Here is a 23247-nt window from a genome sequence, read left to right as displayed (position 1 = left end):
ATGATCCGTTCGCTCGATCGCGCCACGGCGTTTCGGCTCGGGCGTACCTTTTCGGCGCAGGCTTATGGCCAGTTTGTCACCGTCGCGGTGCAGCTCGCGCTGGTGCCGCTGCTGACCGGCGCCTGGGGGACGCGCGTCTATGGATCGTGGCTGCTGCTCTCGGCGATCCCTTTCTACCTGACGTTCAGCGACTTCGGCTTCACCTTCGTCGCCAAGAACGCGATGGTGATGGCGGTAGCGGCCGGGCGGCGCGAGGCTGCGTTACGGGTGTTCCAGAGCATCTTCGCGCTGCTGTGTATCGGCATCCCGCTGCTGCTGCTGGCGAGCGTCACGATCATCCTCACGGTCGATGTCGCGGCGTTGCTTTCGATCGATGCGGTGTCGGGAATGGCGGTGCGTGTGGTGCTGCTGCTGCTGGTGAGTAACGTGCTGCTGTATCAGCTCTTTCTGCTGATCTGCGCGGGCATTCGTGCCGAGAATCGGCCGGCGAGCGAAGCGATGTGGGCGGCCAGCGCGCGATTGGGTGAGGGCGCCGCGGTGGCGCTCGCCGTGCTTTTTGGCGGTGGCGTCGTGGTAGCGGCGGCTGCGATGGTGGCCAGCAGGGTGCTGTTCCTTGCCGTCGGTTATTGGTGGTTGCGGCGGCTGTCGGCTTGGCTGAGGCTGGGCTTCGCGCAGGCCGATCGCGGTGAGCTGCATCGGCTGAGTAGCCCCGCGCTTGCCTATATGGCGATGCCGATCGCGCAGGCGCTGCTGATCCAGGGGCCGGTGCTGGTGATCGGTGGTACGTTGGGGGCGGTGGCGGTGGTCGTGTTCTCGACATCGCGGACGCTCGCTCGGCTGGGGACGGCCGGGATCAATATGATAAACAACTCTGTTATCAGCGAATATTCGGCGCTCGCCGGTGCCGGGCATCGGACCGCCTTCGCACGGCTGTTCCGGATGCAACTGACGGTCACGACCATCGCGACGCTTGGTTATGCAGGCGTCGTGCTGGCGATCGCGCCGTATGCGATGTCGTTGCTGACGCATGATACCGTGTTGATCATGCAGCCGTTTTTTCTGCTCGTGGTGATTGGCGTGGCGGCGGAGATGGTTTGGTCGGCGGTATTTACGCCGGTTGCGGCAGTGAATCGGCATCGCGGGGTGACGCTTGCGTTCGTGGTAGCGGCGGCGGCGGCGCTTGCCTTGTGTGGGCCGTTGATTGGATGGCTCGGCTTGAGTGGTGCGGCGCTGGCGGTGCTTGGGGCACATGCGGCGATGATCCCGATCTGCCTGATTGTGGCGCGAAACCAGATACATGACCGCTGACCGCCGGCCGCGGGTGCTGTTCGTCGGGCTGTCGGCCGCGGGGCATGGCGGGATCCAGAGCTTCAACCGGCGGGTGATCGCAGCGCTGGAGCAGCTCGATGTTCCGGCCACGGTGCTGATGCTGGCGGATGCGGAGACAAACGGCGAAGTTTCGGGGTTTGGCGGCGGCAAACTCTCATTGAGCGAGACGGTTTTTCTGAGGTCGGCGGGGGCAGAGGTGCTGCTGCTGGGGCATATCAACCTGCTGCCGTTCGCACTGCTGTATCGGCTGCGCCATCCGCGTGGTCGCGTGATCATGTTCGCGCACGGCATCGAGGTCTGGGGCGATCCGGACTATCGCGCGGCGCGGCGATGGGAGCCGGCGCTGCTGCGGCGCGTGGTGGATCGGATCGCGATCGTCAGCCGCTATTCGCGCGATCGGATGGCGCGCGCGTTCGGGTTGGAGGCGGACAGGTTCACGCTGTTCCCCAACGCCGTCGATGTTCGGCCGTTGGTTTCTAGTGAGCCTACCGCGTCGACGATCCTCGCGGTGTCGCGGCTGGGCGCGGGCGAGCGCGAGAAGCATGTCGACAAGCTGATCCGCGCGCTGCCGTCGGTGATCTCGGCCATCCCGGACGCGCGGCTGGTGGTGATCGGCGAGGGGCAGCTGCGGGGCCAGCTGCAAGAGCTTGCCGTGGCGCTTGAGGTCAGCGCGCATGTCGCGCTGCCCGGCGCTGTTTCGCGCGAGGCGCTCGATCGTGCTTATGCCGAGGCCTCGGTGTTTGCCTTGCCGTCGGCGAAGGAAGGGTTCGGGATCGTCTATCTCGAGGCGTGGACGACTGGCCTGCCGGTGATCGGCGCCAATCGCGGCGCAGCCGCCGAGGTGATCGAAGATGGTGTGGACGGCTTCACGATCGATCCGGAAGACGTGCCCGCGCTGGCCAATGCGCTGATCGCCTTGCTCGGTGATCGAGCGCGCGCCGCGGCGATGGGCGCGGCGGGGCGGGCGAAGGTGGAGCGGCTTTATTCAGGCGAGGCGTTCGTCGCCAATCTGGGCGCGCTGCTGACCGATGTCGCGCGCGACCGCCGCACCTTGCGCTGACCCAGGAGCAACAGGACGCACCCGGTGAGCAGAATGAAGATGAAGCTGCGGCAGAAGAACGACAGCGTCGTGCTCACCTCGCGCTCGGCCAGGAAAGCGGTGGTGGCGAACAGGAAGGTCGCCCAGCTATTGTCGACCAGCCGCCCGCCGACGCCATCAAGCACGACGAAGGTGAAGGCGACGGTAAGCCCCGGCAGCAGCAGCACGCCGACCAGCCCGAACGCGGCAAGGCTGCTGGCGATCAGCCCGACGACCGGGCGCGCGATCGATCCACTGGCGCGGAAGCCGTAATGCCAGGCGATGCGATCGGGCGCCGTTGCGAGCGTTTTCGACATCAGCAGTGACGGCAGCAGCGTTTCGGCCGGATCGCGGAGCAACTCCGCGCCACCCATCGTGCCGCGTTCCGCCAGCTTGCGCGCGACGAGATCGATCGGCTGGATCATCGTGAAGCGTTCGCTGTTCCATGTCAGCGGATAGACGTAGCTGTCGCGATACGTGAGGTGATAGTTGGTCGCGATCCGATCCGCCTGGTCGGCCAGCGCGACAGGATCGTAGCTTTGCTCCGCGATCACATTCAGCGTGGCGGCGATCCGGTCGAGGCCGCGCACGTCGGCCTGCGCGCGCACGATCTGGATCGCGGGCACGACGTAGACGATTGTTACAGCCGCGGCGATCGCCGGCGGCACGATCCAGCGCCAGCGCAGTCGCACGCCGAAGGCGAGGAACGTGACGGTGACGACGAACAGGAAGTCGAACAGCGTGCGCTTCGTATTGTCAGCCAGCGTCAGCGCGAGGATCACCGCGGCCATTGCGCCGAGCACGACCTTGTGGCGCGACGCGCGTGGACGCTGGGCGATCAACGCGGTCTGCAGCGCAGCGCCCAAGACGAGCAGCGGATAGAAGGTGCCGAAGCCGCCGAACCCTCCGGCCTCGAACCCGCCGTTGGTGGCGAGCGCGCGGAACTGCGTCTGGAGAAAGTAGAAGATCGCGCCGAGGAGGAACACCGGCGCCGCGAAGCGCGACAGATTACGGGGATTTGCCGTGATGTCGCGCAGCCGCGTGGCAAAGCGCAATGGTTGGCGGAGCGACTGGCTGGCGAGATAGCCGAGGCTGATCGAGGCGAAGCCGGCGAGCAGATAGCCGGCGGAAAGATCGGGCACTTGAAGGTTCGATTGCACCGGCTGCCGCGCCAGCGTCTTCACGACGAGGCTGGCGGTGCCGAAATAGATGCACATGATGGCATAGAGCCCGTCGGAGATCCGCCATCCGCCCCGGCTGAGTGGCCAGACGGCGGCACCCGCGACGGCAGCGAGCGCGCTCAGCACCCACAGGTTCGCGCCCAGCAGCAGCTGCGCGCCAACGAGCAGCGCCAGCCCCGCCACGTACAGCCAACGAAGCGACGTCATGCGTCCTGCTCGCCCCCAATGTCCCCGAGCGAACGATAACTTGTGTTAACCGTCGCGTCGATGCGCTGCGTATGATTGCGCCATGCAATTCCGCTGCTTAGGGTGCGCCGAGATTATCTTCAGCCGTTCGTGCTGAGGAGGCATTGAGCTTGTCGAAATGCCGTCTCGAAGCACCGGGGCATGCCCTTCGAGACGAGGCTTCGACTTCGCTCAGCCTCTCCTCAGGGGGAACGGGCTTGGGCAGGATTTTATCAGGCTCTAGAGTTCGTCCGGGGGGACAATCATGGCGGGTCGTACGCGACGATGATCGAGCCGCTCGACGGCCATGCCGCGCGCTCGTGGGAGGGCGGTGCGAGCTTTTCGTTCGCCAACCGGGTGTATCGCGTCGCGTGGCAGGCGACGTGGCTGTTGCTGGCGGCGTGGACGCCGCCGGCGTTGCGCGGATGGCGGCGGATGCTGCTGCGGCTGTTCGGTGCCCAGGTGGCGCCAACCGCGAACGTCTATGGCAGCGCGCGGATCTGGTCGCCGGCCAATCTGGCGATTGGCGACCATGCCGCGATCGGGCCGCGTGCGACGGTCTATTCGATGGGGCGCGTGACGATCGGCGCGTATGCGGTGATCTCGCAGGGCGCGCATTTGTGCGCGGGCACGCACGATATCGAGGATGCGGCGTTCCAGCTTCGCGCGCGGCCGATCACGATCGGCGCGCGGGCGTGGATCGCGGCGGAGGCGTTCGTCGGGCCGGGCGTGACGATCGGCGAGGGCGCGGTGCTGGGCGCGCGGGCGTGCGCGATGCGCGACATTGCGGCCTGGACGGTTTGCGGCGGCAATCCGGCGCAAGAGATAAGGCAGCGGCGGATTCGGTTCGGTGAGCCGGCGTGAGCGCGCCCGGCCCGACCGCCGATCTGACGGTCGTCATCCTCACCTATAACAAGGCGCATCATATCGTGCGCGCGATCGAGAGTGTGCGCGGCATCGCGCGCACGATCGTGGTGGTCGATAGCTTCTCGACCGACGCGACGGTCGCGCTGGCGCAGGCGGCCGGTACGCGCGTGGTGCAGCACGCGTTCGTCAACCATGCCGCGCAATTCCAATGGGCGCTGGATCATGGCGGGATCGCGACTGGCTGGACGATGCGGCTCGACGCGGACGAAGTGATCGAACCCGATCTGGCGGCGGCGATCGTGGCTGCGCTGCCGACGCTGCCCGGCGAGGTGACGGGGATCACGTTCGACCGGAAGCATATCTTCATGGGGCGGTGGATCCGGCACGGCGGGCGCTATCCGCTGCGGCTGTTGCGACTGTGGCGGACGGGCACGGGGCGCGTCGAGCAGCGCTGGATGGACGAGCATGTCGTGGTCGAGCGCGGGCGGACGATCGCGCTGGCGGGGGGCTTTGCGGATTGGAACCTGGGTGATCTCGGGTTCTTCACCGCCAAGCATAATGGCTATGCGACGCGCGAGGCGATCGAGGTGCTGGCGGCGCGCTACGATCTGTTCGGCACGGCGGCGGCGGAACTGCCGTCGAGCGGGCAGGCGCGGCGCAAGCGGTGGCTGAAGACGCGGGTCTATGATCGGCTGCCACTCTGGGTCGGGCCGCTGGGATATTTCCTGTATCGCTATGTGGTGCAGCTCGGCTTTCTCGATGGGCGGCCGGGGCTGATTTACCATGTGTTGCAGGGCTTCTGGTATCGCTTTCTGGTCGCCGCCAAAGTGGCCGAATGGGATGGCGAACTGGCGTGCTGCGGCACGCGTGAGGCGCGGATTGCGCGGCTGGCGGAGCTCACCGGGCTGCCGATCGCGTGACGCGAATCCTGCGCATCATCACCAGCGCGGATCCGCGCACTGGCGGGCCGATCGAGGGCGCGCGGCGCGTCGGCGAGATCTGGGCGCGGCAGGGGCATCGGCAGGACATGCTGACGCTCGATCCGCCCGGCGAGCGGCATCTTGTCGACTATCCGGGTGCGATCATTCCGATCGGGCCGCCGCGGGGCGGGGGACTGGGAAACCGCTATCGCTACAGCGCGGCGATGGTGCCTTGGCTGGCGGCGCACGCGCGCGATTATGATGCGGTGATCGTCTCGGGGTTGTGGCGGTATGCGGCGCGCGGCGCGATGGTGGGGCTGGCCGACGGCGGCGTGCCGTATTTCGTGTTTCCGCATGGGATGCTCGATCCGTGGTTTCGCGAGGGCGCGCTGCTGAAGCATCTCGGCAAGCAGCTGTCGTGGTGGTGGGCCGAGGGGCGGTTGCTCGGGGGAGCGCGGGCTGTGCTGTTCACCAGCGAGGAGGAGATGCGGCGGGCGGAGGGGGCGTTCTGGCCGTACCGGGTGAATGGCGCGGTGGTGGGTTATGGCACGGCGGATCTCGGGGGTGATCCGGCGGCGCAGATCGCGGCGTTTCGGGCGGCGGTGCCGGCACTGGGCGAGCGGCGGTTCCTGCTGTTTCTGGGGCGGATTCATCCCAAGAAGGGGTGCGACATGCTGGTGTCGGCGTTTGCGGCGGTGGCCGCGCGCGATCCGGGGCTCGATCTGGTGATTGCCGGGCCGGATGAGGCTAGTCTGATTGCGGGGCTTCGCGGGGGATTGGACAGCCAGACGAATGCGCGGATCCACGCTCCGGGGATGCTGGCGGGTGAGGTGAAGGCGGGGGCGTTGCGCGCGGCCGAGGCGTTCGTGCTGCCGTCGCATCAGGAGAATTTCGGCATTGCGGTGGCGGAGGCGCTGGCGGGCGGGGCGCCGGTGCTGATCAGCGACAAGGTGAATATCTGGCGCGAGGTGCTGGCCGATGGCGCGGGGCTGGTCGCGCCCGATACATTGGCCGGGACGGCGGATCTGCTCGCGCGGTTTCTGGCGCTGTCGCCGGGTGAGCGCGCGGCGATGCGGGTTGCGGCGCGGGCGTGTTTCGAGTCGCGGTTTCGGATCGAGGAGACGGCGGAGAGCCTGCTCGACCTGATCGAACGCCGCGTCGGCTGAGCCGCTGTCCTACATCCAGTGTTTCGCGGTAGAACATACCACGAACAACAGGGAGGCGGGACATGATGGCTGATGTCGAGATACCGGGGGGCTTCGTGCCGCAATATGCGGTCGCGTTCGGCGCGGTGGATGCGCCAGCGGTAGCGGTGCATGCGGCGAACCCGTTGCCGGTGCGGACCGTGGCGCAGGCGGCGGGGACGGCGGCGCTTGGCGGATCGATTGCGGTGAGCGGGATGGTCGGGCCGTTCTTGCCTGCGCTTGGGCATCCGATCCGGGTGACATTGTCGGGGAGCTGGAGCGGCGTGGTCGAGGTGCTGCGATCAGCCGACGGTGGCGCGACGATGCTGCCGCTGACCGCGGGTGGCGAGCGCTGGGGGCGGTTCACTGCCAATGCCAACGAGATGGTGGCGGAGGAATATGAGGCGGGGGCGAGCTATTATCTCGGGGTGACGCTGCAGGCGGGCACGCTGAACTATCGGGTGGCGCAATGAGCGCGCTCGATGTGGTCGCGCGCGGGATCGCGAGCCGTGCGCGCAGTGCCGTTGCGGCGAGCAACCGCCATGCGCGGCTGTTGCGGGCAGCCGATGCGGCGGAGGGGCGCAACGCGGTCGTGCTGCCGCCGTGGCTTGGCGCCACGGCGTACGCGGCAAGTACGGCCTATGCGGCGGGGCAGGTCGTCGCGCATGGCGGGCAGTGGTTCATGTGCGGGATCGCCGGGACGACGCCGGCGAGTGGCGGCGGGCCGGCTACGAGCGGGAGCGGGCAATATGTGCAGGACGGCGGGAGCGCGGTTTACTGGACTTGCCTTGGTGGCGCGCGGGCGGCTGATCCGGGCGATGGCGCGCCGGCGGTGTCGGTGGTGACGAGCAACCCGGCATTGGGCGCGAACTGGCTGCCGGGGACGTATCCGGGCGCTTATGCGGTGCGGGGTGCTGCGCCGGCTGCGTATCGCACCAGCTTCTGGTCGCTGGCGGCGTTCGAGGCGAAGGCGGGCGTGGCGATGTCGGCGGGGGCGTCGGTGGTGTTCGACTGCGATGGCGACAGGCTCGCGCTGTTCCTGCCGGCCAATTCTGGGCAAGTGCGCGTGATCGTCGATGGGCGCTACCTGACGCCGGGCAGCCATGTCGTGACGGGTGCGGACCAGTGGATGGTGATCGACTGGACGGGCAGCAGCGGGCGGAGGGTGCGCCGGTACGAGCTGGAGACGGGCAAGAGCGCTTCGTTCTTCGGCTGCGCGCAGACTGCGACCTCGGCGATCGTGAGCGCTGGCGGCACGGGGGCACCGCGGATGGTGGTGATCGGCGACAGCTATAACGCTGGGTCGAGCTATCGCCCGTGGCTGGCGGGCGGGTCGATCGCGCAATTGCTCGCCAAGCGGCTGGGGTGGCGCGATACCTGGAACCTGTCGGTGGGTGGCACCGGCTATCTCAACCCGTCCGCCTCGGCGTTCACGACATATGGCCAGCGCGTGGGGCAGGCGCTGGCGCTGACGCCGGATGTCGTGCTGCTGATGGGGTCGACGAACGACGTGGGGTACGCGCCGGCGGCGGTGCAGGCGGAGGTGGCGCAGACACTGCGGGCGATCCGCGCCGGGAGCGATGCGCCGATCGTCGTCGTCGGCGTGCCGTCGATCAATGTCGCTGGGGCGGCGGCGACCGAGGCGGCGGTGCAGGCGGCGGTGGCGCAATCGGGCGATCCGCTCGCGTTCTTCGTGGCCGTGTGCGGCGCGACCCCGCCGTGGGTGCTGGGGAGCTGGAACAATGCGAGCGGGGTGCCGGCGGGCACGGTGAACGGCGGGCTGTATGTTGCGGCGGACAATGTCCATCCGCCGGAGATCGGCTTCGACTATTATGCGCAGCGCATCGAGCAGGCGATCCGCGCGACCGTGCTGACGGCGCTCGCGGCGGGGTAGAGACGAGACAAGAATGAATGGGTAAGCCGGTGCGTATGGGGGAACGCATCGGCTGGCTCGATACGGCGCGCGCGATCGGGATCGTCGCGGTGGTTGCGGGGCATGTGACCAGCGACCGCGCGATCTGGGCGGCGGTGTACCATTTCCACATGCCGCTGTTCTTCATGCTGTCGGGCATGACGTTCGCGCCCGGCGCGGTGCGGGACGTGGCGCGGCGGCGGGCGCGTACATTGCTGTTGCCTTATGCGCTGTGGCTGGCGCTGGTTGCGGGCGCCGATGTCGTGATTTCGGCGGTGACCGGCGGTGCGGCGTTCCTGCCGTGGGATCGGCCGGTGGTGGCGCTGGCGCGGCTGGTGCTGGGCGGCACGTTTCTCGTCGGGCCGATGGGGATCTTCTGGTTCGTGACGTGCCTGTTCATAGTGCAGCTCGTGGCGGCGCCGATCGTGCGGCGGCCGGATCGGCAGATCCTGCTGGTCGCGGTGGTGATGCTGGGCGTGGTGCTTCTTGTGCGGCATTGGCCAAGCCCATGGGGGGTGATCAGCGTGCCGCTGGGGCTGTTCTTCTTCCTGGCCGGGGTGCTGCATCGACGCAATGCCGTGCGGCTGGGGTGGCGGGCGACGGTTGTTGCGGTTGGCGCGGCGGCGTTGGTGGCGGTCTCGGCGCCGCTCGACATCAAGATTGCCGAGTATGGCACGCCGCTGCTGAGCATCGTCGCTGCGGTCGGGCTATGCCACCTCGTGCTGCTGGTGGCGCAGCGCGTGCCGCCGTCGCGGATCGTGGGCGTGATCGGGCGGGCGAGCCTCGTGATCATGTATGTTCATCTGACGATCTATTACGCGGTGCGCGATCGTCTGCCGGAGGGGGTGGTCGCGACGCTCGCCATTGCGCTGCCGATTACACTCTGGCTGGCGTTGCGACACTTCGCCGTGACGCGTGCGCTGCTACTCGGCGAGCGAGCCGATTCCCAGACCAGGCTGAAAACTCCGATCCCACGATAGCCGCTCCGCGCGCCATTCGGCGTCGAGCCGACGGAGTTCGCGCTCGAAATCGGCCAGGATGTAGCTCTTGTTCCATCGTATCGCGGCCCGCTCCAGCGCCGCACGGCCGAGTTCGTCGCGCAGCACGGCATCGTCGATCAGCGTTTCGATCGCGCGCGCGAAGGCTGGCGCGTCGTGCGGCGGCGTGACGATGCCGCACCCGTCGACCTCCTCCGCGAGGCTCGTGCCGGCCGACGCGGTAGCGACGACCGGGCGGCCCGAGGCGAGCATGTTGGGCAGCTTCGACGGGAGCACGAGATCCGCCGCATCGGCGATCTGCGGCAGCAAGTGAACCGTCGCCAGCCCGAGCAGATCGTTGAGCCGCTCGGCCGGCTGCAGATCGCAGAAGAGGATGTTGTCGCAGCCCGACGTGGCTGCAAGCAGGGCCGCGCGATGCGCGCCTTCGCCACAGATGACGAACAGGAGGTCGCGCCGCCCGGCCAGCCGCTTCGCTGCCTCGACGACGATCTCGATCCCCTGTTTGGCGGCGATGTTGCCCGAATAGAGCGCGACGAACGGGCGATTGATCGACCATTGCGCGCGATAGACGGATGGCGCCGAGAGCGGGCGCACGTGCGGGCTCGCCCAGTTGCGAAACTCGATAACCCGCGCGCGATCGTTGCCGCGCAGCACCAGGCGATCACACATGCGCGGCGAGATGCTGCTCGCGCGCGTACCGTGCAAGCCGGAGCGCTCGACCCGGCGCAGCAGGCGGTTATCGGCGTGGCGCAACTGGCCAGTCGCGCTGGCCATATCGACTTCGAAATCCTGCACGTGCAGCCACAAGGGCCTGCTGCAGAGCCATGCGACCAGCCGTGCGACGAGCGCGGAGGCGATCGACGGCACGATGGCAATGATCACTTCCGGCCGCCCGCGCCGCAGCGTCACGATCAGCGCGATCAACGCCAGTACGGCGAAACTGAGATTGTGGAGCATACGCCGCAGCCCGCGCGGATTGGCGGGCACGTAAAGCGGGAGCCGGCGCACCGCGACGTTGTTCTCGATCGTGCGGCGGGGAAAGACGCTGCGATGCTCCTTGGCGACGCGCCAGGATGGATAGGAGGGTTGGCCACAGATGACGCGCACGCGATTGCCGCTCGCTGCAAGTGTTTCGGCCATGCCGGCAGTGCAGGGGCCGATCCCGATCAGTTCCGGTGCATAGTTATGACCGACGATCACAATATCCATCGGCCGGACGATCATTGGTCGACCCGACCGTCAGATGTTTGCGCCAGAAGCGCGCGCGCACGTTTCCCCAGCATGGACCAAGCCATTGCGCCCCCCCTGTTCGACTCGCCTTGCCCCCGCGAGTCGAACAAAAGGTATCATATGTTAATCACTTGTAAAGTTTCTCGAAGATTCAATGTGAACGTGATCTGATTCGGATCACCAGCTACATCTTTGGCCCAGCTACAGCGCGTGGCGCCCGCTTCGGCGTCTCGTCGATCAGCTTGGCGATTGCCGGTGTGCGCGCATCCGCGCGGGCATAATCGCGCGCCGACATGCCGGCGACATTGTCGGTCTGATCGGGATTGGCGCCGGCCGCCAGCAGGGTGCGCACGAGCGCGAGATCGCGCTTCTGCACCGCGCGGATCAGCGGGGTTTCGCCGCCGCCATTGGCCAGATTCGGATTGGCCTTGGCCGCGGTGAGGATGTCGACCAGCGCGTTCTGGCCGAACTGCACCGCCAGCAGCAGCGGCGTATCGCCGCGCCCGTCGCGCAGGTTCGGATCGGCACCGCGCGACAGGAGATAGCGCAGGTACATGCCGTTTCCGCGCTTCACGACGATGTGCAGCGCGCCCTCGCCGGACGTGATGTCACGCGTGTTGACGATCGTCTGCCCGGGCTGGTCGAGGATCTTGATGACCTCGTCGCCCTTTTCGTTCTTCACCGCTTCGAGGAACTTGTAGCTTTGCGACTGCTGCTGCGCCGCGGCGGGCGGGGCCGCGACGATCAGCGCAAGCGGCAGGACGGGAAAGAGCAGGCGGCGCATCGTCGTCACGGGCGGATCCATCGTCGTGGTTGCAGCCTGTGATCTAACAGACCAAGGCTGGCGATGCCATGAACGTCCGTATCCCAATCATTTTCGCCACGCTTGCGCTCGCCGGCTGCTCTCCCGAGGCGCCGCCGGCGCGCCCGCCGCTGGAAGGCGCGCGGATCGGCGGGCCGTTCGCGCTGACCGACCAGAACGGGCGCGCGACGACCGATGCGGCGTTAGCGGGCAAATATCGCATCATGTATTTCGGCTATACCTTCTGCCCCGATGTGTGCCCGGTCGACGTGCAGAAGATCGGCGCGGCGATGAAGCTGCTGGACACGAGCGATCCGGCGCTGGCGCAGCGCATCGTGCCGGTGTTCATCTCGATCGATCCGGCGCGCGACACGCCGGCAGTGATCAAGCAGTTCGTCTCGGCATTTCATCCGCGGATGATCGGGCTGACTGGGAGCGACGCCGAGATCGCGCGCGTCGCGAAGGAATATGGCGTCTATTTCAAACGCGGTGACGGCACCCCAGATGGTTACATGATGGACCATAGCCGGCAGGCGTATCTGATGTCCCCCGAGGGCAAGCCGCTTGCGCTGCTGCCGCAGGAAGGCACGCCGCAGGCGATCGTCGACGAGATCAAGCGCTGGGCGACATGAACCGATTTTGGGAAGATACGCCGCTGAGCAAGCTCGATCGCGCGCAATGGGAAGCGCTGTGCGACGGCTGCGGCAAATGCTGCCTGCACAAGCTGGAGGACGAGGAGACGGGCGAGCTGCTGCCGACGAACGTCGCGTGCCGGCTGCTCGATCGGCGCAGCGGGCTGTGTTCGGACTATCGCCACCGCCATGCCTATGTCTCGGAATGCGTGCGACTGACGATGCGCAACGTCGACAAGATCGACTGGCTGCCGATGACGTGCGCCTATCGCTTGCGCGCCAATGGCGAGCAGCTGCCCGACTGGCATTATCTGGTGTCGGGCGATCGCGATGCGGTGCACCGCGCGGGCGAGTCGGTGCGCGGCTGGACGGTCAGCGAGGACGATGCGGGCGAATTCGAGCATCATATCGTCGATCGGGTGCTTTGAGCGGCGACACCACTCCGTTCGTCCCGAGCGCAATCGAGGGAGGCGTTACCGGGTCACGGCAATGTGTCTCGACTTCGCTCGACACGAACGGTGCGGGCTCGATCGACGTCGTCCGGCATCCGACCGCCCGGCGCGTGAAGCTGGCGTTCGATCCTTCGAGCGGGCGGGTGCGGCTGACGATTCCGCGGCGCGCTTCGGCCAAGGCGGCGCTCGCCTGGGCGGGGCAATATAGCGACTGGATCGCGGCGCAGCGCGCGAAATTGCCGCAGGCGCGGCCGTTCGCCGAGGGCGCCACGGTGCCGCTGGGCGACGAGACGCTGACGATCGTGTGGCGCGAGGGCGCGTCGCGGATCGTGCGGCGCGAGGGCGAACTGCTGCTATTGTCGGGGCCGCGCGAGACGATCGGGCGGCGGGTCGAGGCGTGGCTGCGGCGCGAGGCGCTGCGGCTGCTCGCGGAGGATACGGCGCAGTATGCGGCGCGTGCGGGCGTGGCGGTCGACAAGGTCGCGATCGGCGATCCGCGCGGGCGCTGGGGGAGCTGCAGCAGCACCGGCGCAATCCGCTACAGCTGGCGGCTGGTGCTCGCGCCGGAGGCGGTTCGGCGCGCGACCGCGGCGCATGAGGTGGCGCATCGCGTGCACATGGATCATTCGCCGGCATTCCACGCGCTGGTGGCGCAGCTATATGGCAGTGACCCGACGCCGCATCGCCGCTGGCTGCGCGCCAATGGCGCCAGCCTTCACTGGTATGGGCGCTCGTCCTCGGGCGGCTGATTGCGCGGCTGATTGGGCGGGGGAGCCTGGCGCGGATCGCGCCCGGTGACGCGATCGATCCAATCCTGGTTGAGCTGCTGCTCGGGCGGCGGGGCGCCGGGATCGACTTCGGGCACCGGGCGCTCGCTGCGCGCGGATGGCCGCTCGACCCCCTGGCCGGCTTCGTAAGTCTCCTGAGCCGGGACGCCGCCTGCCGCGACGGGATCGCCATTCTCGTCGACGAACACGGCATCGTCGGGCTCGCCGAAATAGCTCTGCTCGTCGGGTTCGAGCTGCCATTCGGGCAGTGTCACTTCGGTTTCGAATTGCTCGATCGGGCGCTTGGCGACCGCTGCTGTCATGAACTGCGCGAAGGCGCGCGCCGGCGCGGTGCCGCCCTGGAGGCCGGCGATCGGCTTGGCATCGTCGCGGCCCATCCACACGCCAGTCGTGATGCCGGACGAGAAGCCGAGGAACCAGCCGTCCTTCGACGCCGAGGTGGTGCCCGTCTTGCCCGCGACCGGCCGGCCGATCTGTGCGGCACGGCCCGTGCCGGTGTTGACTGCGGTCTGCAGCAGATCGGTCATCTGCGCGGCGACATAGGGCGCGACCAGCACGCGGCTGCGATCGACCTCGTGGTTGAAGATCACTTCGTTGTTGGCGGTCACTTTCGTGATGCCGAACGGCGTGACCGCCACGCCCTTGTTGGCGACGCTCGCGAACGCGCGCGTCATGTCGATCAGCCGCACTTCGGAGGTGCCGAGCACCATCGATGGCTGCGTGTTGATGGTGGACGATATGCCGAAGCGGCGCGCCATGTCGGCCACCGTCGTGAAGCCGACCATCTGGCCGAGCTTCGCGGCGACGGTGTTGAGCGAATAGGCGAACGCGGTGCGCAACGTAACGGTGCCCGAGAAGCGCCGCGAACTGTTACGCGGGCTCCAGCCGTTGATCGAGACCGGCCCGTCGACTTCGGTCGATTCGGGAGTCTTCCCGGCCTCGAGCGCGGCGAGATAGACGAACAGCTTGAACGCCGAGCCCGGCTGGCGCTGCGCTTGCGTCGCGCGATTGTAGATCGACGAGACGTAATCCTTGCCGCCGACCATCGCGCGCACCGCGCCGTCGCGATCGAGCGCGACCAGCGCGCCCTGCGCGCCGGCGGGGGAGTTCTTGCGCACCGCCGCATCCGCCGCGCGCTGCATCGACAGATCGAGCGTCGTCCACACTTCGAGCGGCTTTTCGGTTTCGTCGATCAGCATTTCGAGCTGCGGCAGCGCCCAGTCGGTGAAATAGCGCACGCTGTTCTGCCTGGGCTCGGGCGCGAGCTTCACTTCCTGCGGGCTGGCTTCGGCGGCTTCGGTGGGGCTGATGTCGCCATTTTCGGCCATCACGCGGAGCACGACCCCTGCGCGATCGACCGCGGCCTGTGCATCGGCGGTCGGCGAATAGTTCGACGGTGCCTTGACGAGCCCGGCGATGATCGCCGCCTCGCTGAGCGTGAGGTCGTTGGCGCCATGGCCGAAGAACTTTCGCGCGGCAGCGTCGATGCCGTAGGCACCGCCGCCGTAATAGACCTTGTTGAGGTACAGTTCGAGGATCTCGCTCTTGCTGAACTTGCGCTCCATCGCGAGCGCGAGGATCCATTCGCGGAACTTGCGGCCGAACTTCTTCTGGTTGTTGAGGAAGACGTTGCGCGCGAGCTGCTGCGTGATCGTCGAGCCGCCCTGCACCCAGCGGCCGCGATCGTAGCGCACCTTCACCGAGCGCGCGACGCCGATCGGATCGACGCCCAAGTGGCTGTAGAAGCGCTTGTCCTCGACCGAGATGGTCGCGCTGCGCATCACGGCCGGAATGCGATCGAACGGCAGCCAATCGCCGTAGCTTGGCCCGATCGACACGATCACCGTGCCGTCGGCGGCATGGACGCGGATCATCTGGCCGTTGGGGGAGGATTTCAGATCCTCGAACGAGGGCAGCTGTGCCTTCGCGATATAGACCGCCGTCACCAGCGCACCGAGCGCCAGAACGCCAAGCCCGATCAACACCTTGAGGGTGATCGACAGGCGCCGGCGCCACGCTGGGCGAGCAGCGGGAGAGGAGCGGGGAGCGGGGGCGCGGGCCATTATGAGCGCCTTGCGGGATAGAAGCTTAGGCGTTGGTTAACAAGGTGTGTGGGCGGCGGATCAGCGGGCCGTGCTGATCCGAGTGGCGCGGGCGATGATCTGGGTGAGGAACGGCGCGTGCGCGAGCGCCGGGAGCAGCGCGGCGGGGACGCGCGGGTGTTCGGCGGCGGCTCGGATCGCATCGGCGACGCCGATCGGGCGGCGCAGGCGGCGGGCGAAGCGCTGCTGCCACGCGGCATTCGGCCCGTCGCGCAGATAAGCACGCGCGGCAGATACGCCACTCGCCAGCGCGATGCCCATGCCCTCGCCGGCGAGCGAGGGGATGACGCCGGCCTGATCGCCGAGCCGGAACAGCCCGGCGTGCGCGTGCGTCTCGCGCCAGCCATAGGGCACGTTGGCGATGGCGTCGGCGGGGGCGTGTGCGAAGCCGAGCCGTTCGCCGAGGCTCGGCAATTCTTCGCCGAGCCGCGCCATCAGCGCGACGGGATCGCCCGCCTCGTGCAGCCGCGAGCGGCGCACGGCTAGGCAGACGTTCATGGAGCCGTCCTCCTGCCGCACGAGCCCGGCATAGCCGCGGTCGAACAGGTGAAGCTCGATCGCGTCGCCGACGAGCCGATCGAGCGTGGGATGCGCGGCGAAGCGGATGCGCAGGCCGAGCGCGGGATCGTCGCCGCGCGCGGACGCCGGGCGCGGCAGGCCGCGGACGTCGTGCTTGCCGCTGGCCAGGAACAGCGCTTGCGGCGTGATCTCGGCGCCGTCGTCGGTGCGGACGGTTGGTTGACCGGCCGTGTCAATCGCGCGCACTGCGACGCCGCGCTCGATCGTCGCGCCGCTGGCTGCGGCATGTGCCATCAGCAGCGTATCGAGGCGGTGGCGCGACACGCCGATCGCGGGCTTGGGCAACGCCGCCTCGGCGACGCGCCCGCCGGCGAACAGGCGCACCCGCGTGACGCGTTCGCGGTTGAGCGCGTCCGCCTCGATGCCGAGCTCGCCAAGCGTTTCGAGCGTGCGCCAGCTCATGAACCCGCCGCACAGCGCGTCGCCGGTTTCGCGGCTGCGCTCGACGAGGAGATGCGGCGCGCCGCCACGCGCGAGCATGATCGCGGTGGCCGTGCCGGCCGGCCCGCCGCCGACGATCAGCGCTTTGGTGTGCACAGCTTCTCCACGCAGAGCCGGAAGGGGAAAACGCGCTTCACGGTTGCGCCGATGATGCCGGCCTCGGCGAGGATCGGCGGCCACTCGGCGGGCCGATAGCTGCGCGCGATCGACAGCGTGCCATCGTGTCGCACCATCGGGTGCCAGCGCGCGATCCGGGCGAGCAGCGGAAAGCCACGGTGCGCGAAGCCGTGACGGTGGAGATCGTTGACCAGCCAGCCAATGCGCGCGTGCGCTTCCATGAAGTGGAGGAACTTGACGAGCTGCGCATGGTCCATGTGATGCGCGACGAGGCTGGAGATGACCAGATCCCATGGCTCGGTCGCGAGATCGGCATAGTCGCCGGTTACGAGCCGGATCGCGGCGGGCGTGCGCGGGCGTGCGGCCGCTTCGCTGCGCGGGTTGAGATCGACCCCGACCAGCTGGAACGTGCGCTTGTTCCGGACGCCCCAGCGCGCGATGCGGCGGAGCATGTCGCCATCGCCGAAGCCGACGTCGAGCAGGCGATACTTGCCACCGGGCTGCGTGGCGCGGGCGAGGAAGGCGAGCGTCGGGCGTGCGGCCAGCGTGACGACATTGGCCTTGGCGAGATCACCGACGACCGCGGCGTAGGTCGCTGGATCGAGATCGTCCGCGTCCATCAGCTCTTCGGCGTCGGCGCGGACGGCGAGGCTCATGCCGCGCTCCGGAAGCCGAAGCCCTCGGCGGCGAGGCCCGGCCCGAAGGCGAGGGCGACGCCGTGCCGGACGGGCGCACCGGCGAGCAGGCGAGCGAGCACGAACATCAAGGTGGCGGACGACATGTTGCCATTCGCCGCGAGCACGTCGCGCGACGCGGCGAGCGTCGTCGGATCGAGCGCGAGCGCCTGCTCGACCGCGTCGAGGATCGAGCGCCCGCCGGCATGGACCGCCCAGCAATCCGGCGGCGTGCCTTCGGTGAGCGTGGACACGAGCGCCGGATCGGCCAGCGCGACGCCGATCCGGCCGGGGATCTCGCCCGACAAATGCATCGCGAAGCCGTGATCGGTGACGTTCCAGCGGATCAGCTCGGCCGAATCGGGCAAAGTGGTGGCGAACGGGCGCTCGATCGCGAAGCCGGCGGGCTCGGCGGTGACGAGCGCCGCCGCGGCGCCGTCGCCGAACTGGAGCATCGCGAGCAATGGCTCGAGCCCGTCGACGGCCTGGAGGTGAAGCGTCGACAGTTCGACCGTCACCACCAGCACGCGCGCGTCGGGTTCGGAGCGCACGATGTGGCGCGCGCTGCGCAGCGCGGCGACCGCAGCGTAGCAGCCCATGAAGCCGACCAGCAGCCGCTCGACGCTCGGCTCCAGGCCGAGCCGCGCGGCGATGATCTGGTCAATGCCGGGCGCGACGAAGCCAGTGCAGCTCGCGACGACCAGATGCGTGATCGCGCCAAGCGGCATCTGTTGCGCGAGATCGTCGATCGCGGCGAGAGCGAGCGTCGGCGCGGCTTGCGCGTAAAGCGTCATCCGCTCGGCCGTGCCGGGGTGCGGCTCGCTGGCGTAGAAGCCGCCGGGGTCGACCGGCGAGCCGTTGACGTCGGGCAGCACCGACCAGCGATGCCCGATCCCCGAGCGCGTCGCCATGCGATCGAACAGCTTGCGCTCGCGCTCGGGCAGGCGCGTGCGGGCCCAGGCGATGAACGCGTCGTGGATGTCGTGCGGGGGCACCGCAGTGCCGATCGCGTTGAGGTAAGCCGTCATGCCAGCATGTAACGCGCGGAAGCGGACATCGGCTGCCCTGGTCGATTCACCGCAGGCGGAACTTCATCAGATAGGTCGGTCGCCATGACATCAAATCGTTATCGGTGACGATCCATATCATCGTCGCGCCATTTTCGCGCGTGATCGCGATGCCTTCGCAATTCTCGCCGATGATCGGCGGCGCGAGCGTCGCGATCACCGTGCCGCGCGCCTCTGCGCCCGCGCGGATCGCGGCGCGCGGGATGCGCAGCAGCTTGGCGGAGAAGGTGAAGGGATATTGGAAGCGGCGGGTGAGGACGAGCAGATCGCCATTGGGCAGCTCGGCCGCGTCGCTCGGATCGTAACGGTCGGGCGGGATGACGCGGAAGCGTGTGGTGCGGGTGCCCGGCCGCGTCGGATCGCCCGAGAAGATCACCGCGTGGCGGGTGCGCCGATTGGGGCGGCGCTCGGCGATGGCGATGAAGCGCCCGTCGCGCAGGCGGACGAGCGATTCGGCGCCCTGGTTGCGTGTCCACGATCGCATTGCGCGCGGGCTCGCACGTCCCTCGGCGCGGGCGAACGCTGGGGCGTAGCGCCAGATCTGATTGTAGTTTTCATAGCCGACCCACGCCGTGCCGCGCGCGGGATCGAGCGCGAGCGATTCGCTGTCGCGATCCCACCGCTCCCAGCCGACGCCCGGCCCGTCGTGCAGGACGAAGCCTTGCGCCGCGCCGATCCGCCCGCCGTTGATCGCGAAGCGCACGAGGTTGCCGCCGTCGGACAATAGGGTCGCGTGGCCGCGATCGAGCGCGATCGCGGAAAAGCCGCCCCAGGCGGGATCGTCGCTCGACAGCGTCAGCGCGCCGATCGGTTCAAGCGCGCCGATCCGCTTCGGCCAGCCGCCCTTGGGGACGTAGCTTTTGGCCGAGATTGTGGGGGCGGGGGCGATCAGCGGCAGCCGCTCGTCTCCGCTCCAGCGCGGCACGATCAGCAGGACGGCGAGGGTGGAGAGAGGGATCGACAGGAACCAGCGCACGCGCTGCCTTACGCGCTTCTTCCCTGAACCGTCGATAACGAGTGCATTCAGGGATCACTCAAGGCGACTCGACCATAACCGTATTCATCGAGGCGGCACCCGCCGGCTCGCACCGAAACACGAAACGGGAGACGCCCCATGTTCAAGAAGCTTTCGCTCGCTGGCGCCGCGCTCGCGATGAGCACCGTTGCCATGATCCCTGCCGAAGCCTCGGCGCAGCGCTACGGCGACCGCTACGAGCGCCAGTATCGCGGCAACGACAATTACCGCAACTATCGCGGTGACGACCGTCGCTACTATCGCAACCAGCGCTGCAACAACGGCACGACCGGCACGATCGTCGGCGCGATCGCGGGTGGCCTGCTGGGCCGCACGATCGACAGCCGCGGTGATCGCACGCTCGGCACGGTGCTTGGCGGTGTCGGTGGCGCGGTCGCCGGCAACGCGATCGAGAAATCGGGCAATGCACGGCGCTGCCGCTAACGCGGCGGGGTCGCGGCGCTGCCGCTGACGCAGGCGGGGCCTAGGCCTCGCCGCCCACGAGATGGCCGAAAGGCCTGCTTATCCCTCGCGTAGCGTTTGAGGGCGCGGGCCCGCTTCCGAAAGGAGGCGGGCCCGTTGTTTTTTTGGGGGGTGCGAGGTGGATGCGCCCGCACCTCGCTTCCAAACCGTTCGTGCTGAGGAGATGCTGAGCCGAAGGCGAAGTATCGTCTCGAAGCACTTCCCCATCCCCTTCGAGACGGGCCTTCGACTACGCTGCGCTTCGCTCAGTCCCTCCTCAGGGCGAACGGAGATGAGGGCACGGATCGAGGACAGTTGTCCGTTAATCACCGGCCCGCTATATTCTTCCCATGCGGCACCCAAGCGCGTCGACCACTACCACCACCCCGGTTGCCCGGGGGCGGTTCGGCACGCGCTAGGCGCGGCCGGCGCGCTCGCCCGGGGACGGGTGGGTCGGCGTCCTCCATCTCGTTCCTGCAGCTACCGGACGCTCTTTTCGCGCGCGGCGTGCTCGCCTAAGCGCATCGGCATTGCAGGAAAGCTTCAGATGAACATGTATTCGATCACGCTTCCCGATGGCTCGGTACGCGAGGTGCCGCCGGGATCGACGCCGGCAGACATCGCCGCCGCGATCGGCCCGGGCCTCGCCAAGGCGGCGATCGCCGCGCGCGTCGATGGCGAGTTGCGCGACCTGACCCGGCCGTTCGCGGGCGATGCGAGCCTCGCGCTGGTGACGATGCGCGACGAGAAGGATGCGCTGGAACTCGCGCGGCACGATTTCGCGCATGTGCTTGCCGAAGCGGTGCAGCATCTGTTTCCGGGGACGCAGATCACCTTCGGTCCGTCGACCGACGACGGCTTCTATTATGATTTCGCGCCGAAGGAGCGGCCGTTCACCGAGGATGATCTGCCCGCGATCGAGGCCGAGATGCGCCGCATCATCGCGCGCAACGAGCCGTTCACGCGCGAAGTGTGGAGCCGGGAGCAGCTGATCGAGACGTGGCAGCGGCAGGGCGAGACGTTCAAGGCCGAATGGGCGGCCGAGCTTCCCGACGGCGAGGAACTGACGATCTATCGCCAGGGCCAGTGGCTCGACATGTGCCGCGGGCCGCACATGCCGACGACGGGCAAGCTCGATCCGCAGGCGTTCAAGCTGACGCGCGTTTCGGGCGCCTATTGGCGCGGCGACCAGAAGAACGCGATGCTCAGCCGAGTCTACGGCACCGGCTGGCTGAACAAGAAGCAGCTCGACGCGCATCTGACGATGCTGGAAGAAGCCGCCAAGCGCGATCACCGCAAGATCGGGCAGGAGATGGACCTGTTCCACCTCCAGGCCGAGGCGCACGGCAGCGTCTTCTGGCATCCCAAGGGCTATATGATCTGGCGCCAGCTGGAGGCGTATATGCGCCGGCGGCTGGACGCAGCGGGCTATGACGAGGTCAAGACGCCGCAGGTGATGGACGCGCGCCAGTGGGAGAAATCCGGGCACTGGGGCAAATATCGCGAGAATATGTTCGTGATCCCCGACGAAGTGCCCAATGTGACCGACGAGGGTGCGTTGGTGTCGGAGGACGCCGACTGGATGGCGCTGAAGCCGATGAACTGCCCGGCACACGTGCTGATCTTCCGCCAGGGGATCAAATCGTACCGCGATCTGCCGATCCGCATGGCCGAATTCGGCTGCTGCCATCGCAACGAGCCGCACGGCGCGCTGCACGGCATCATGCGCGTGCGCCAGTTCACGCAGGACGATGCGCATATCTTCGTGCGCGAGGATCAGCTGGTCGAGGAAGTCGCCAAGTTCATCGACCTGCTCGACTCGGTGTATCACGATCTCGGCTTCACCGATTATGCGGTGAAGTTGGCGCTGCGGCCTGAGAAGCGCTTCGGCGACGATGCGATGTGGGACAAGTCCGAAGACGAACTGCGTCGCGCGGTGCTGGCGTCGAACCTGCCGCAGCGGATCAAGGACGGGTTCGAGGAACTCGAGGGCGAGGGGGCATTCTATGCGCCCAAGCTCGAATTCCATCTGACCGACGCGATTGGGCGGACGTGGCAGGTCGGCACGATCCAGTCGGATCGCGTGCTGCCCGAGCGGCTCGACGCGAGCTACATCGGCGAGGACGGCGAGCGGCATCGCCCGGTGATGCTCCACCGCGCGATCCTCGGCACGTTCGAGCGGTTCCTGGGCATTCTGATCGAGCATCATGCGGGGCGCTTCCCGCTGTGGCTGTCTCCGGTGCAGGTGGTCGTGGCGACGATCGTGTCCGATGCGGATGATTATGCGCATGTGGTGCGCGACAAGCTCGTCGCGGCCGGGCTGCGGGTGGAGACCGATCTTCGCAACGAGAAGATCAACTACAAGGTGCGCGAGCACAGCCTGGCCAAGGTTCCGGCGATGCTGGTGATTGGCAAGCGCGAGGCGGAGGAGGGCACCGTCGCGGTGCGCCGGCTGGGCAGCCAGGGGCAGGAAATCGTGGCGCTCGACGCGATCGTCGCGCGGCTGGTGGAAGAGGCGCGCGCACCGGATCTGTGCTAAGGAGCGACCATGACGGTGTTCCAGAACATCAGGAAGGGACTGATCCCGGCGCGGCTGACCGTCGATGAGGTCTATGCGCTGACCGAAGCCGGCGTGCTGCGCGAGGGTGAGCATTTCGAGCTGATCGATGGGGAGATCGTGCCGATGGCGGCGGCGAAGGCGGATTGGCATTCGATCATGGTAGCGCGCTTGAACCGCGCCCTCGTCCGCACGCTGCCGGAGGATGTACGGCTATTTGTCGAAGCGTCGATCACCTTGTCGCCGACGCTGCTGCTCGAACCCGATCTTGCGGTATGGCGGAAGGACGGCCTGCCACGATCGATGCGCGGGCCCGATATCCTGCTGCTGATCGAGGTCGCGGACAGTTCGCTCAGCTACGACCTGCGCGTGAAGGCGCCGTTATATGCGGCGCATGGCGTGCGCGAATACTGGGTGGTGGATGCAGTGCGGCGGACCGTGCGCGTGCATCGCGATCCGCGCGAGGGCGTGTACCAGGACGTCGAGGAATATGACGAGGATGTCGCGATCGCGCCGCTGCTGCTCGATGGCGTGATGATCCGGCTCGACACGCTCGACTGAGTGGGTGGCGCGGTAGCGTTGCCCAAAGAACGCAGTTTGTTGCAATCGCGAAACCTTTTGCCTGCGGCTCAGGT

General features: G+C 67.8%; 22 protein-coding genes. 14 read left to right on the top strand and 8 right to left on the bottom strand.

Going from position 1 to position 23247, the window contains the following annotated elements:
* Together LLW23_RS07410 and LLW23_RS07405 are read left to right on the top strand one after the other, a co-directional pair.
* A complete protein-coding gene (locus LLW23_RS07410; RefSeq protein WP_228948116.1) occupies window positions 1-1308 on the top strand; it encodes a lipopolysaccharide biosynthesis protein in 1308 nt (435 codons plus the stop codon).
* On the top strand, window positions 1298-2389 hold the full coding sequence (locus LLW23_RS07405) for a glycosyltransferase family 4 protein (protein ID WP_228948115.1): 1092 nt from the start codon (window positions 1298-1300) through the stop codon (window positions 2387-2389). The genes LLW23_RS07410 and LLW23_RS07405 overlap by 11 nt, the downstream gene beginning before the upstream one ends.
* Here the strand turns inward: LLW23_RS07405 and LLW23_RS07400 are convergent.
* Complete coding sequence (locus LLW23_RS07400) at window positions 2311-3795, bottom strand: hypothetical protein (RefSeq protein WP_228948114.1); 1485 nt, start codon at window positions 3793-3795, stop codon at window positions 2311-2313. The genes LLW23_RS07405 and LLW23_RS07400 overlap by 79 nt on opposite strands.
* Before the next feature lie 303 nt (window positions 3796-4098).
* Between LLW23_RS07400 and LLW23_RS07395 the strand changes: the two genes are divergently transcribed.
* From LLW23_RS07395 to LLW23_RS07370, 6 genes are all read left to right on the top strand, one after another.
* On the top strand, window positions 4099-4677 hold the full coding sequence (locus LLW23_RS07395) for an LbetaH domain-containing protein (RefSeq protein ID WP_228948113.1): 579 nt from the start codon (window positions 4099-4101) through the stop codon (window positions 4675-4677).
* On the top strand, window positions 4674-5600 hold the full coding sequence (locus tag LLW23_RS07390) for a glycosyltransferase family 2 protein (protein ID WP_228948112.1): 927 nt from the start codon (window positions 4674-4676) through the stop codon (window positions 5598-5600). The genes LLW23_RS07395 and LLW23_RS07390 overlap by 4 nt, the downstream gene beginning before the upstream one ends.
* On the top strand, window positions 5597-6766 hold the full coding sequence (locus LLW23_RS07385) for a glycosyltransferase (RefSeq protein ID WP_228948111.1): 1170 nt from the start codon (window positions 5597-5599) through the stop codon (window positions 6764-6766). Before LLW23_RS07390 ends, LLW23_RS07385 begins: the two co-directional genes overlap by 4 nt.
* Before the next feature lie 62 nt (window positions 6767-6828).
* The gene (locus LLW23_RS07380) at window positions 6829-7257 is read left to right on the top strand and encodes a hypothetical protein (protein ID WP_228948110.1); all 429 of its coding nucleotides are present in this window, start codon (window positions 6829-6831) and stop codon (window positions 7255-7257) included.
* The gene (locus LLW23_RS07375) at window positions 7254-8678 is read left to right on the top strand and encodes an SGNH/GDSL hydrolase family protein (protein ID WP_228948109.1); all 1425 of its coding nucleotides are present in this window, start codon (window positions 7254-7256) and stop codon (window positions 8676-8678) included. Before LLW23_RS07380 ends, LLW23_RS07375 begins: the two co-directional genes overlap by 4 nt.
* 35 nt (window positions 8679-8713) lie before the next feature.
* Window positions 8714-9676, top strand: coding sequence for an acyltransferase family protein (locus LLW23_RS07370; protein ID WP_228948506.1), 963 nt, complete (start codon window positions 8714-8716; stop codon window positions 9674-9676).
* Here the strand turns inward: LLW23_RS07370 and LLW23_RS07365 are convergent.
* Entirely contained in the window at window positions 9620-10918 is a 1299-nt protein-coding gene (locus LLW23_RS07365) for a WcaI family glycosyltransferase (RefSeq protein ID WP_228948108.1), read from the bottom strand. The two genes, LLW23_RS07370 and LLW23_RS07365, sit on opposite strands and share 57 nt — an antisense overlap.
* A gap of 190 nt (window positions 10919-11108) precedes the next feature.
* Window positions 11109-11708: an ankyrin repeat domain-containing protein gene (locus LLW23_RS07360; protein WP_228948505.1), complete on the bottom strand. Its 600-nt coding sequence runs from the start codon at window positions 11706-11708 to the stop codon at window positions 11109-11111.
* A gap of 68 nt (window positions 11709-11776) precedes the next feature.
* Here LLW23_RS07360 and LLW23_RS07355 point away from each other — a divergent pair, with 68 nt between their 5' ends.
* The 3 genes from LLW23_RS07355 to LLW23_RS07345 all read left to right on the top strand — a co-directional run bounded on the left by LLW23_RS07355 (window position 11777) and on the right by LLW23_RS07345 (window position 13559).
* Window positions 11777-12358 (top strand): SCO family protein, encoded by a 582-nt coding sequence (locus LLW23_RS07355; protein WP_228948107.1) that lies wholly within the window; start codon window positions 11777-11779, stop codon window positions 12356-12358.
* The gene (locus LLW23_RS07350; protein WP_228948106.1) at window positions 12355-12786 is read left to right on the top strand and encodes a YcgN family cysteine cluster protein; all 432 of its coding nucleotides are present in this window, start codon (window positions 12355-12357) and stop codon (window positions 12784-12786) included. The genes LLW23_RS07355 and LLW23_RS07350 overlap by 4 nt, the downstream gene beginning before the upstream one ends.
* A gap of 101 nt (window positions 12787-12887) precedes the next feature.
* On the top strand, window positions 12888-13559 hold the full coding sequence (locus tag LLW23_RS07345) for a M48 family metallopeptidase (protein ID WP_228948504.1): 672 nt from the start codon (window positions 12888-12890) through the stop codon (window positions 13557-13559).
* Here the strand turns inward: LLW23_RS07345 and LLW23_RS07340 are convergent.
* The 5 genes from LLW23_RS07340 to LLW23_RS07320 are packed head-to-tail and all read right to left on the bottom strand — an operon-like array spanning window position 13526 to window position 19554.
* Window positions 13526-15661: a transglycosylase domain-containing protein gene (locus LLW23_RS07340; protein ID WP_228948105.1), complete on the bottom strand. Its 2136-nt coding sequence runs from the start codon at window positions 15659-15661 to the stop codon at window positions 13526-13528. The genes LLW23_RS07345 and LLW23_RS07340 overlap by 34 nt on opposite strands.
* Window positions 15662-15721: 60 nt before the next feature.
* Window positions 15722-16759: an NAD(P)/FAD-dependent oxidoreductase gene (locus LLW23_RS07335; RefSeq protein WP_408642038.1), complete on the bottom strand. Its 1038-nt coding sequence runs from the start codon at window positions 16757-16759 to the stop codon at window positions 15722-15724.
* 38 nt (window positions 16760-16797) lie between these two features.
* Window positions 16798-17493 (bottom strand): methyltransferase domain-containing protein, encoded by a 696-nt coding sequence (locus LLW23_RS07330; RefSeq protein WP_228948103.1) that lies wholly within the window; start codon window positions 17491-17493, stop codon window positions 16798-16800.
* A complete protein-coding gene (locus tag LLW23_RS07325; RefSeq protein ID WP_228948102.1) occupies window positions 17490-18539 on the bottom strand; it encodes a type III polyketide synthase in 1050 nt (349 codons plus the stop codon). Before LLW23_RS07325 ends, LLW23_RS07330 begins: the two co-directional genes overlap by 4 nt.
* A 46-nt stretch (window positions 18540-18585) precedes the next feature.
* Complete coding sequence (locus LLW23_RS07320) at window positions 18586-19554, bottom strand: esterase-like activity of phytase family protein (RefSeq protein WP_228948101.1); 969 nt, start codon at window positions 19552-19554, stop codon at window positions 18586-18588.
* Window positions 19555-19692: 138 nt separating this feature from the next.
* Here LLW23_RS07320 and LLW23_RS07315 point away from each other — a divergent pair, with 138 nt between their 5' ends.
* The 3 genes from LLW23_RS07315 (at window position 19693) to LLW23_RS07305 (ending at window position 23173) form a co-directional block, all read left to right on the top strand.
* A complete protein-coding gene (locus tag LLW23_RS07315) occupies window positions 19693-20037 on the top strand; it encodes a glycine zipper 2TM domain-containing protein (RefSeq protein WP_228948100.1) in 345 nt (114 codons plus the stop codon).
* Between the two features lie 571 nt (window positions 20038-20608).
* Window positions 20609-22594 (top strand): threonine--tRNA ligase, encoded by a 1986-nt coding sequence (gene thrS / locus LLW23_RS07310; protein ID WP_228948503.1) that lies wholly within the window; start codon window positions 20609-20611, stop codon window positions 22592-22594.
* A 9-nt stretch (window positions 22595-22603) separates the two neighbouring features.
* On the top strand, window positions 22604-23173 hold the full coding sequence (locus tag LLW23_RS07305) for a Uma2 family endonuclease (RefSeq protein ID WP_228948099.1): 570 nt from the start codon (window positions 22604-22606) through the stop codon (window positions 23171-23173).
* The last annotated feature ends 74 nt before the right edge of the window (window positions 23174-23247 follow it).

This window comes from Sphingomonas radiodurans, from assembly GCF_020866845.1.
In the GTDB taxonomy this organism is placed as follows: Bacteria; Pseudomonadota; Alphaproteobacteria; order Sphingomonadales; family Sphingomonadaceae; genus Sphingomonas; species Sphingomonas radiodurans.
This window is presented reverse-complemented; position numbering and strand designations above follow the sequence as displayed.

Bases quoted from the DNA above. Each gene is read 5' to 3' on its own strand.
- LLW23_RS07410 (WP_228948116.1), top strand. From the start codon at position 1: ATGATCCGTTCGCTCGATCGCGCCACGGCGTTTCGGCTCGGGCGTACC.
- LLW23_RS07405 (WP_228948115.1), top strand. From the start codon at position 1,298: ATGACCGCTGACCGCCGGCCGCGGGTGCTGTTCGTCGGGCTGTCGGCC.
- LLW23_RS07400 (WP_228948114.1), bottom strand. From the start codon at position 3,795: ATGACGTCGCTTCGTTGGCTGTACGTGGCGGGGCTGGCGCTGCTCGTT.
- LLW23_RS07395 (WP_228948113.1), top strand. From the start codon at position 4,099: ATGATCGAGCCGCTCGACGGCCATGCCGCGCGCTCGTGGGAGGGCGGT.
- LLW23_RS07380 (WP_228948110.1), top strand. From the start codon at position 6,829: ATGATGGCTGATGTCGAGATACCGGGGGGCTTCGTGCCGCAATATGCG.
- LLW23_RS07375 (WP_228948109.1), top strand. From the start codon at position 7,254: ATGAGCGCGCTCGATGTGGTCGCGCGCGGGATCGCGAGCCGTGCGCGC.
- LLW23_RS07370 (WP_228948506.1), top strand. From the start codon at position 8,714: ATGGGGGAACGCATCGGCTGGCTCGATACGGCGCGCGCGATCGGGATC.
- LLW23_RS07365 (WP_228948108.1), bottom strand. From the start codon at position 10,918: ATGATCGTCCGGCCGATGGATATTGTGATCGTCGGTCATAACTATGCA.
- LLW23_RS07360 (WP_228948505.1), bottom strand. From the start codon at position 11,708: ATGCGCCGCCTGCTCTTTCCCGTCCTGCCGCTTGCGCTGATCGTCGCG.
- LLW23_RS07355 (WP_228948107.1), top strand. From the start codon at position 11,777: ATGAACGTCCGTATCCCAATCATTTTCGCCACGCTTGCGCTCGCCGGC.
- LLW23_RS07350 (WP_228948106.1), top strand. From the start codon at position 12,355: ATGAACCGATTTTGGGAAGATACGCCGCTGAGCAAGCTCGATCGCGCG.
- LLW23_RS07340 (WP_228948105.1), bottom strand. From the start codon at position 15,661: ATGGCCCGCGCCCCCGCTCCCCGCTCCTCTCCCGCTGCTCGCCCAGCG.
- LLW23_RS07335 (WP_408642038.1), bottom strand. From the start codon at position 16,759: ATGCTCGCGCGTGGCGGCGCGCCGCATCTCCTCGTCGAGCGCAGCCGC.
- LLW23_RS07330 (WP_228948103.1), bottom strand. From the start codon at position 17,493: ATGAGCCTCGCCGTCCGCGCCGACGCCGAAGAGCTGATGGACGCGGAC.
- LLW23_RS07325 (WP_228948102.1), bottom strand. From the start codon at position 18,539: ATGACGGCTTACCTCAACGCGATCGGCACTGCGGTGCCCCCGCACGAC.
- LLW23_RS07315 (WP_228948100.1), top strand. From the start codon at position 19,693: ATGTTCAAGAAGCTTTCGCTCGCTGGCGCCGCGCTCGCGATGAGCACC.
- thrS (WP_228948503.1), top strand. From the start codon at position 20,609: ATGTATTCGATCACGCTTCCCGATGGCTCGGTACGCGAGGTGCCGCCG.
- LLW23_RS07305 (WP_228948099.1), top strand. From the start codon at position 22,604: ATGACGGTGTTCCAGAACATCAGGAAGGGACTGATCCCGGCGCGGCTG.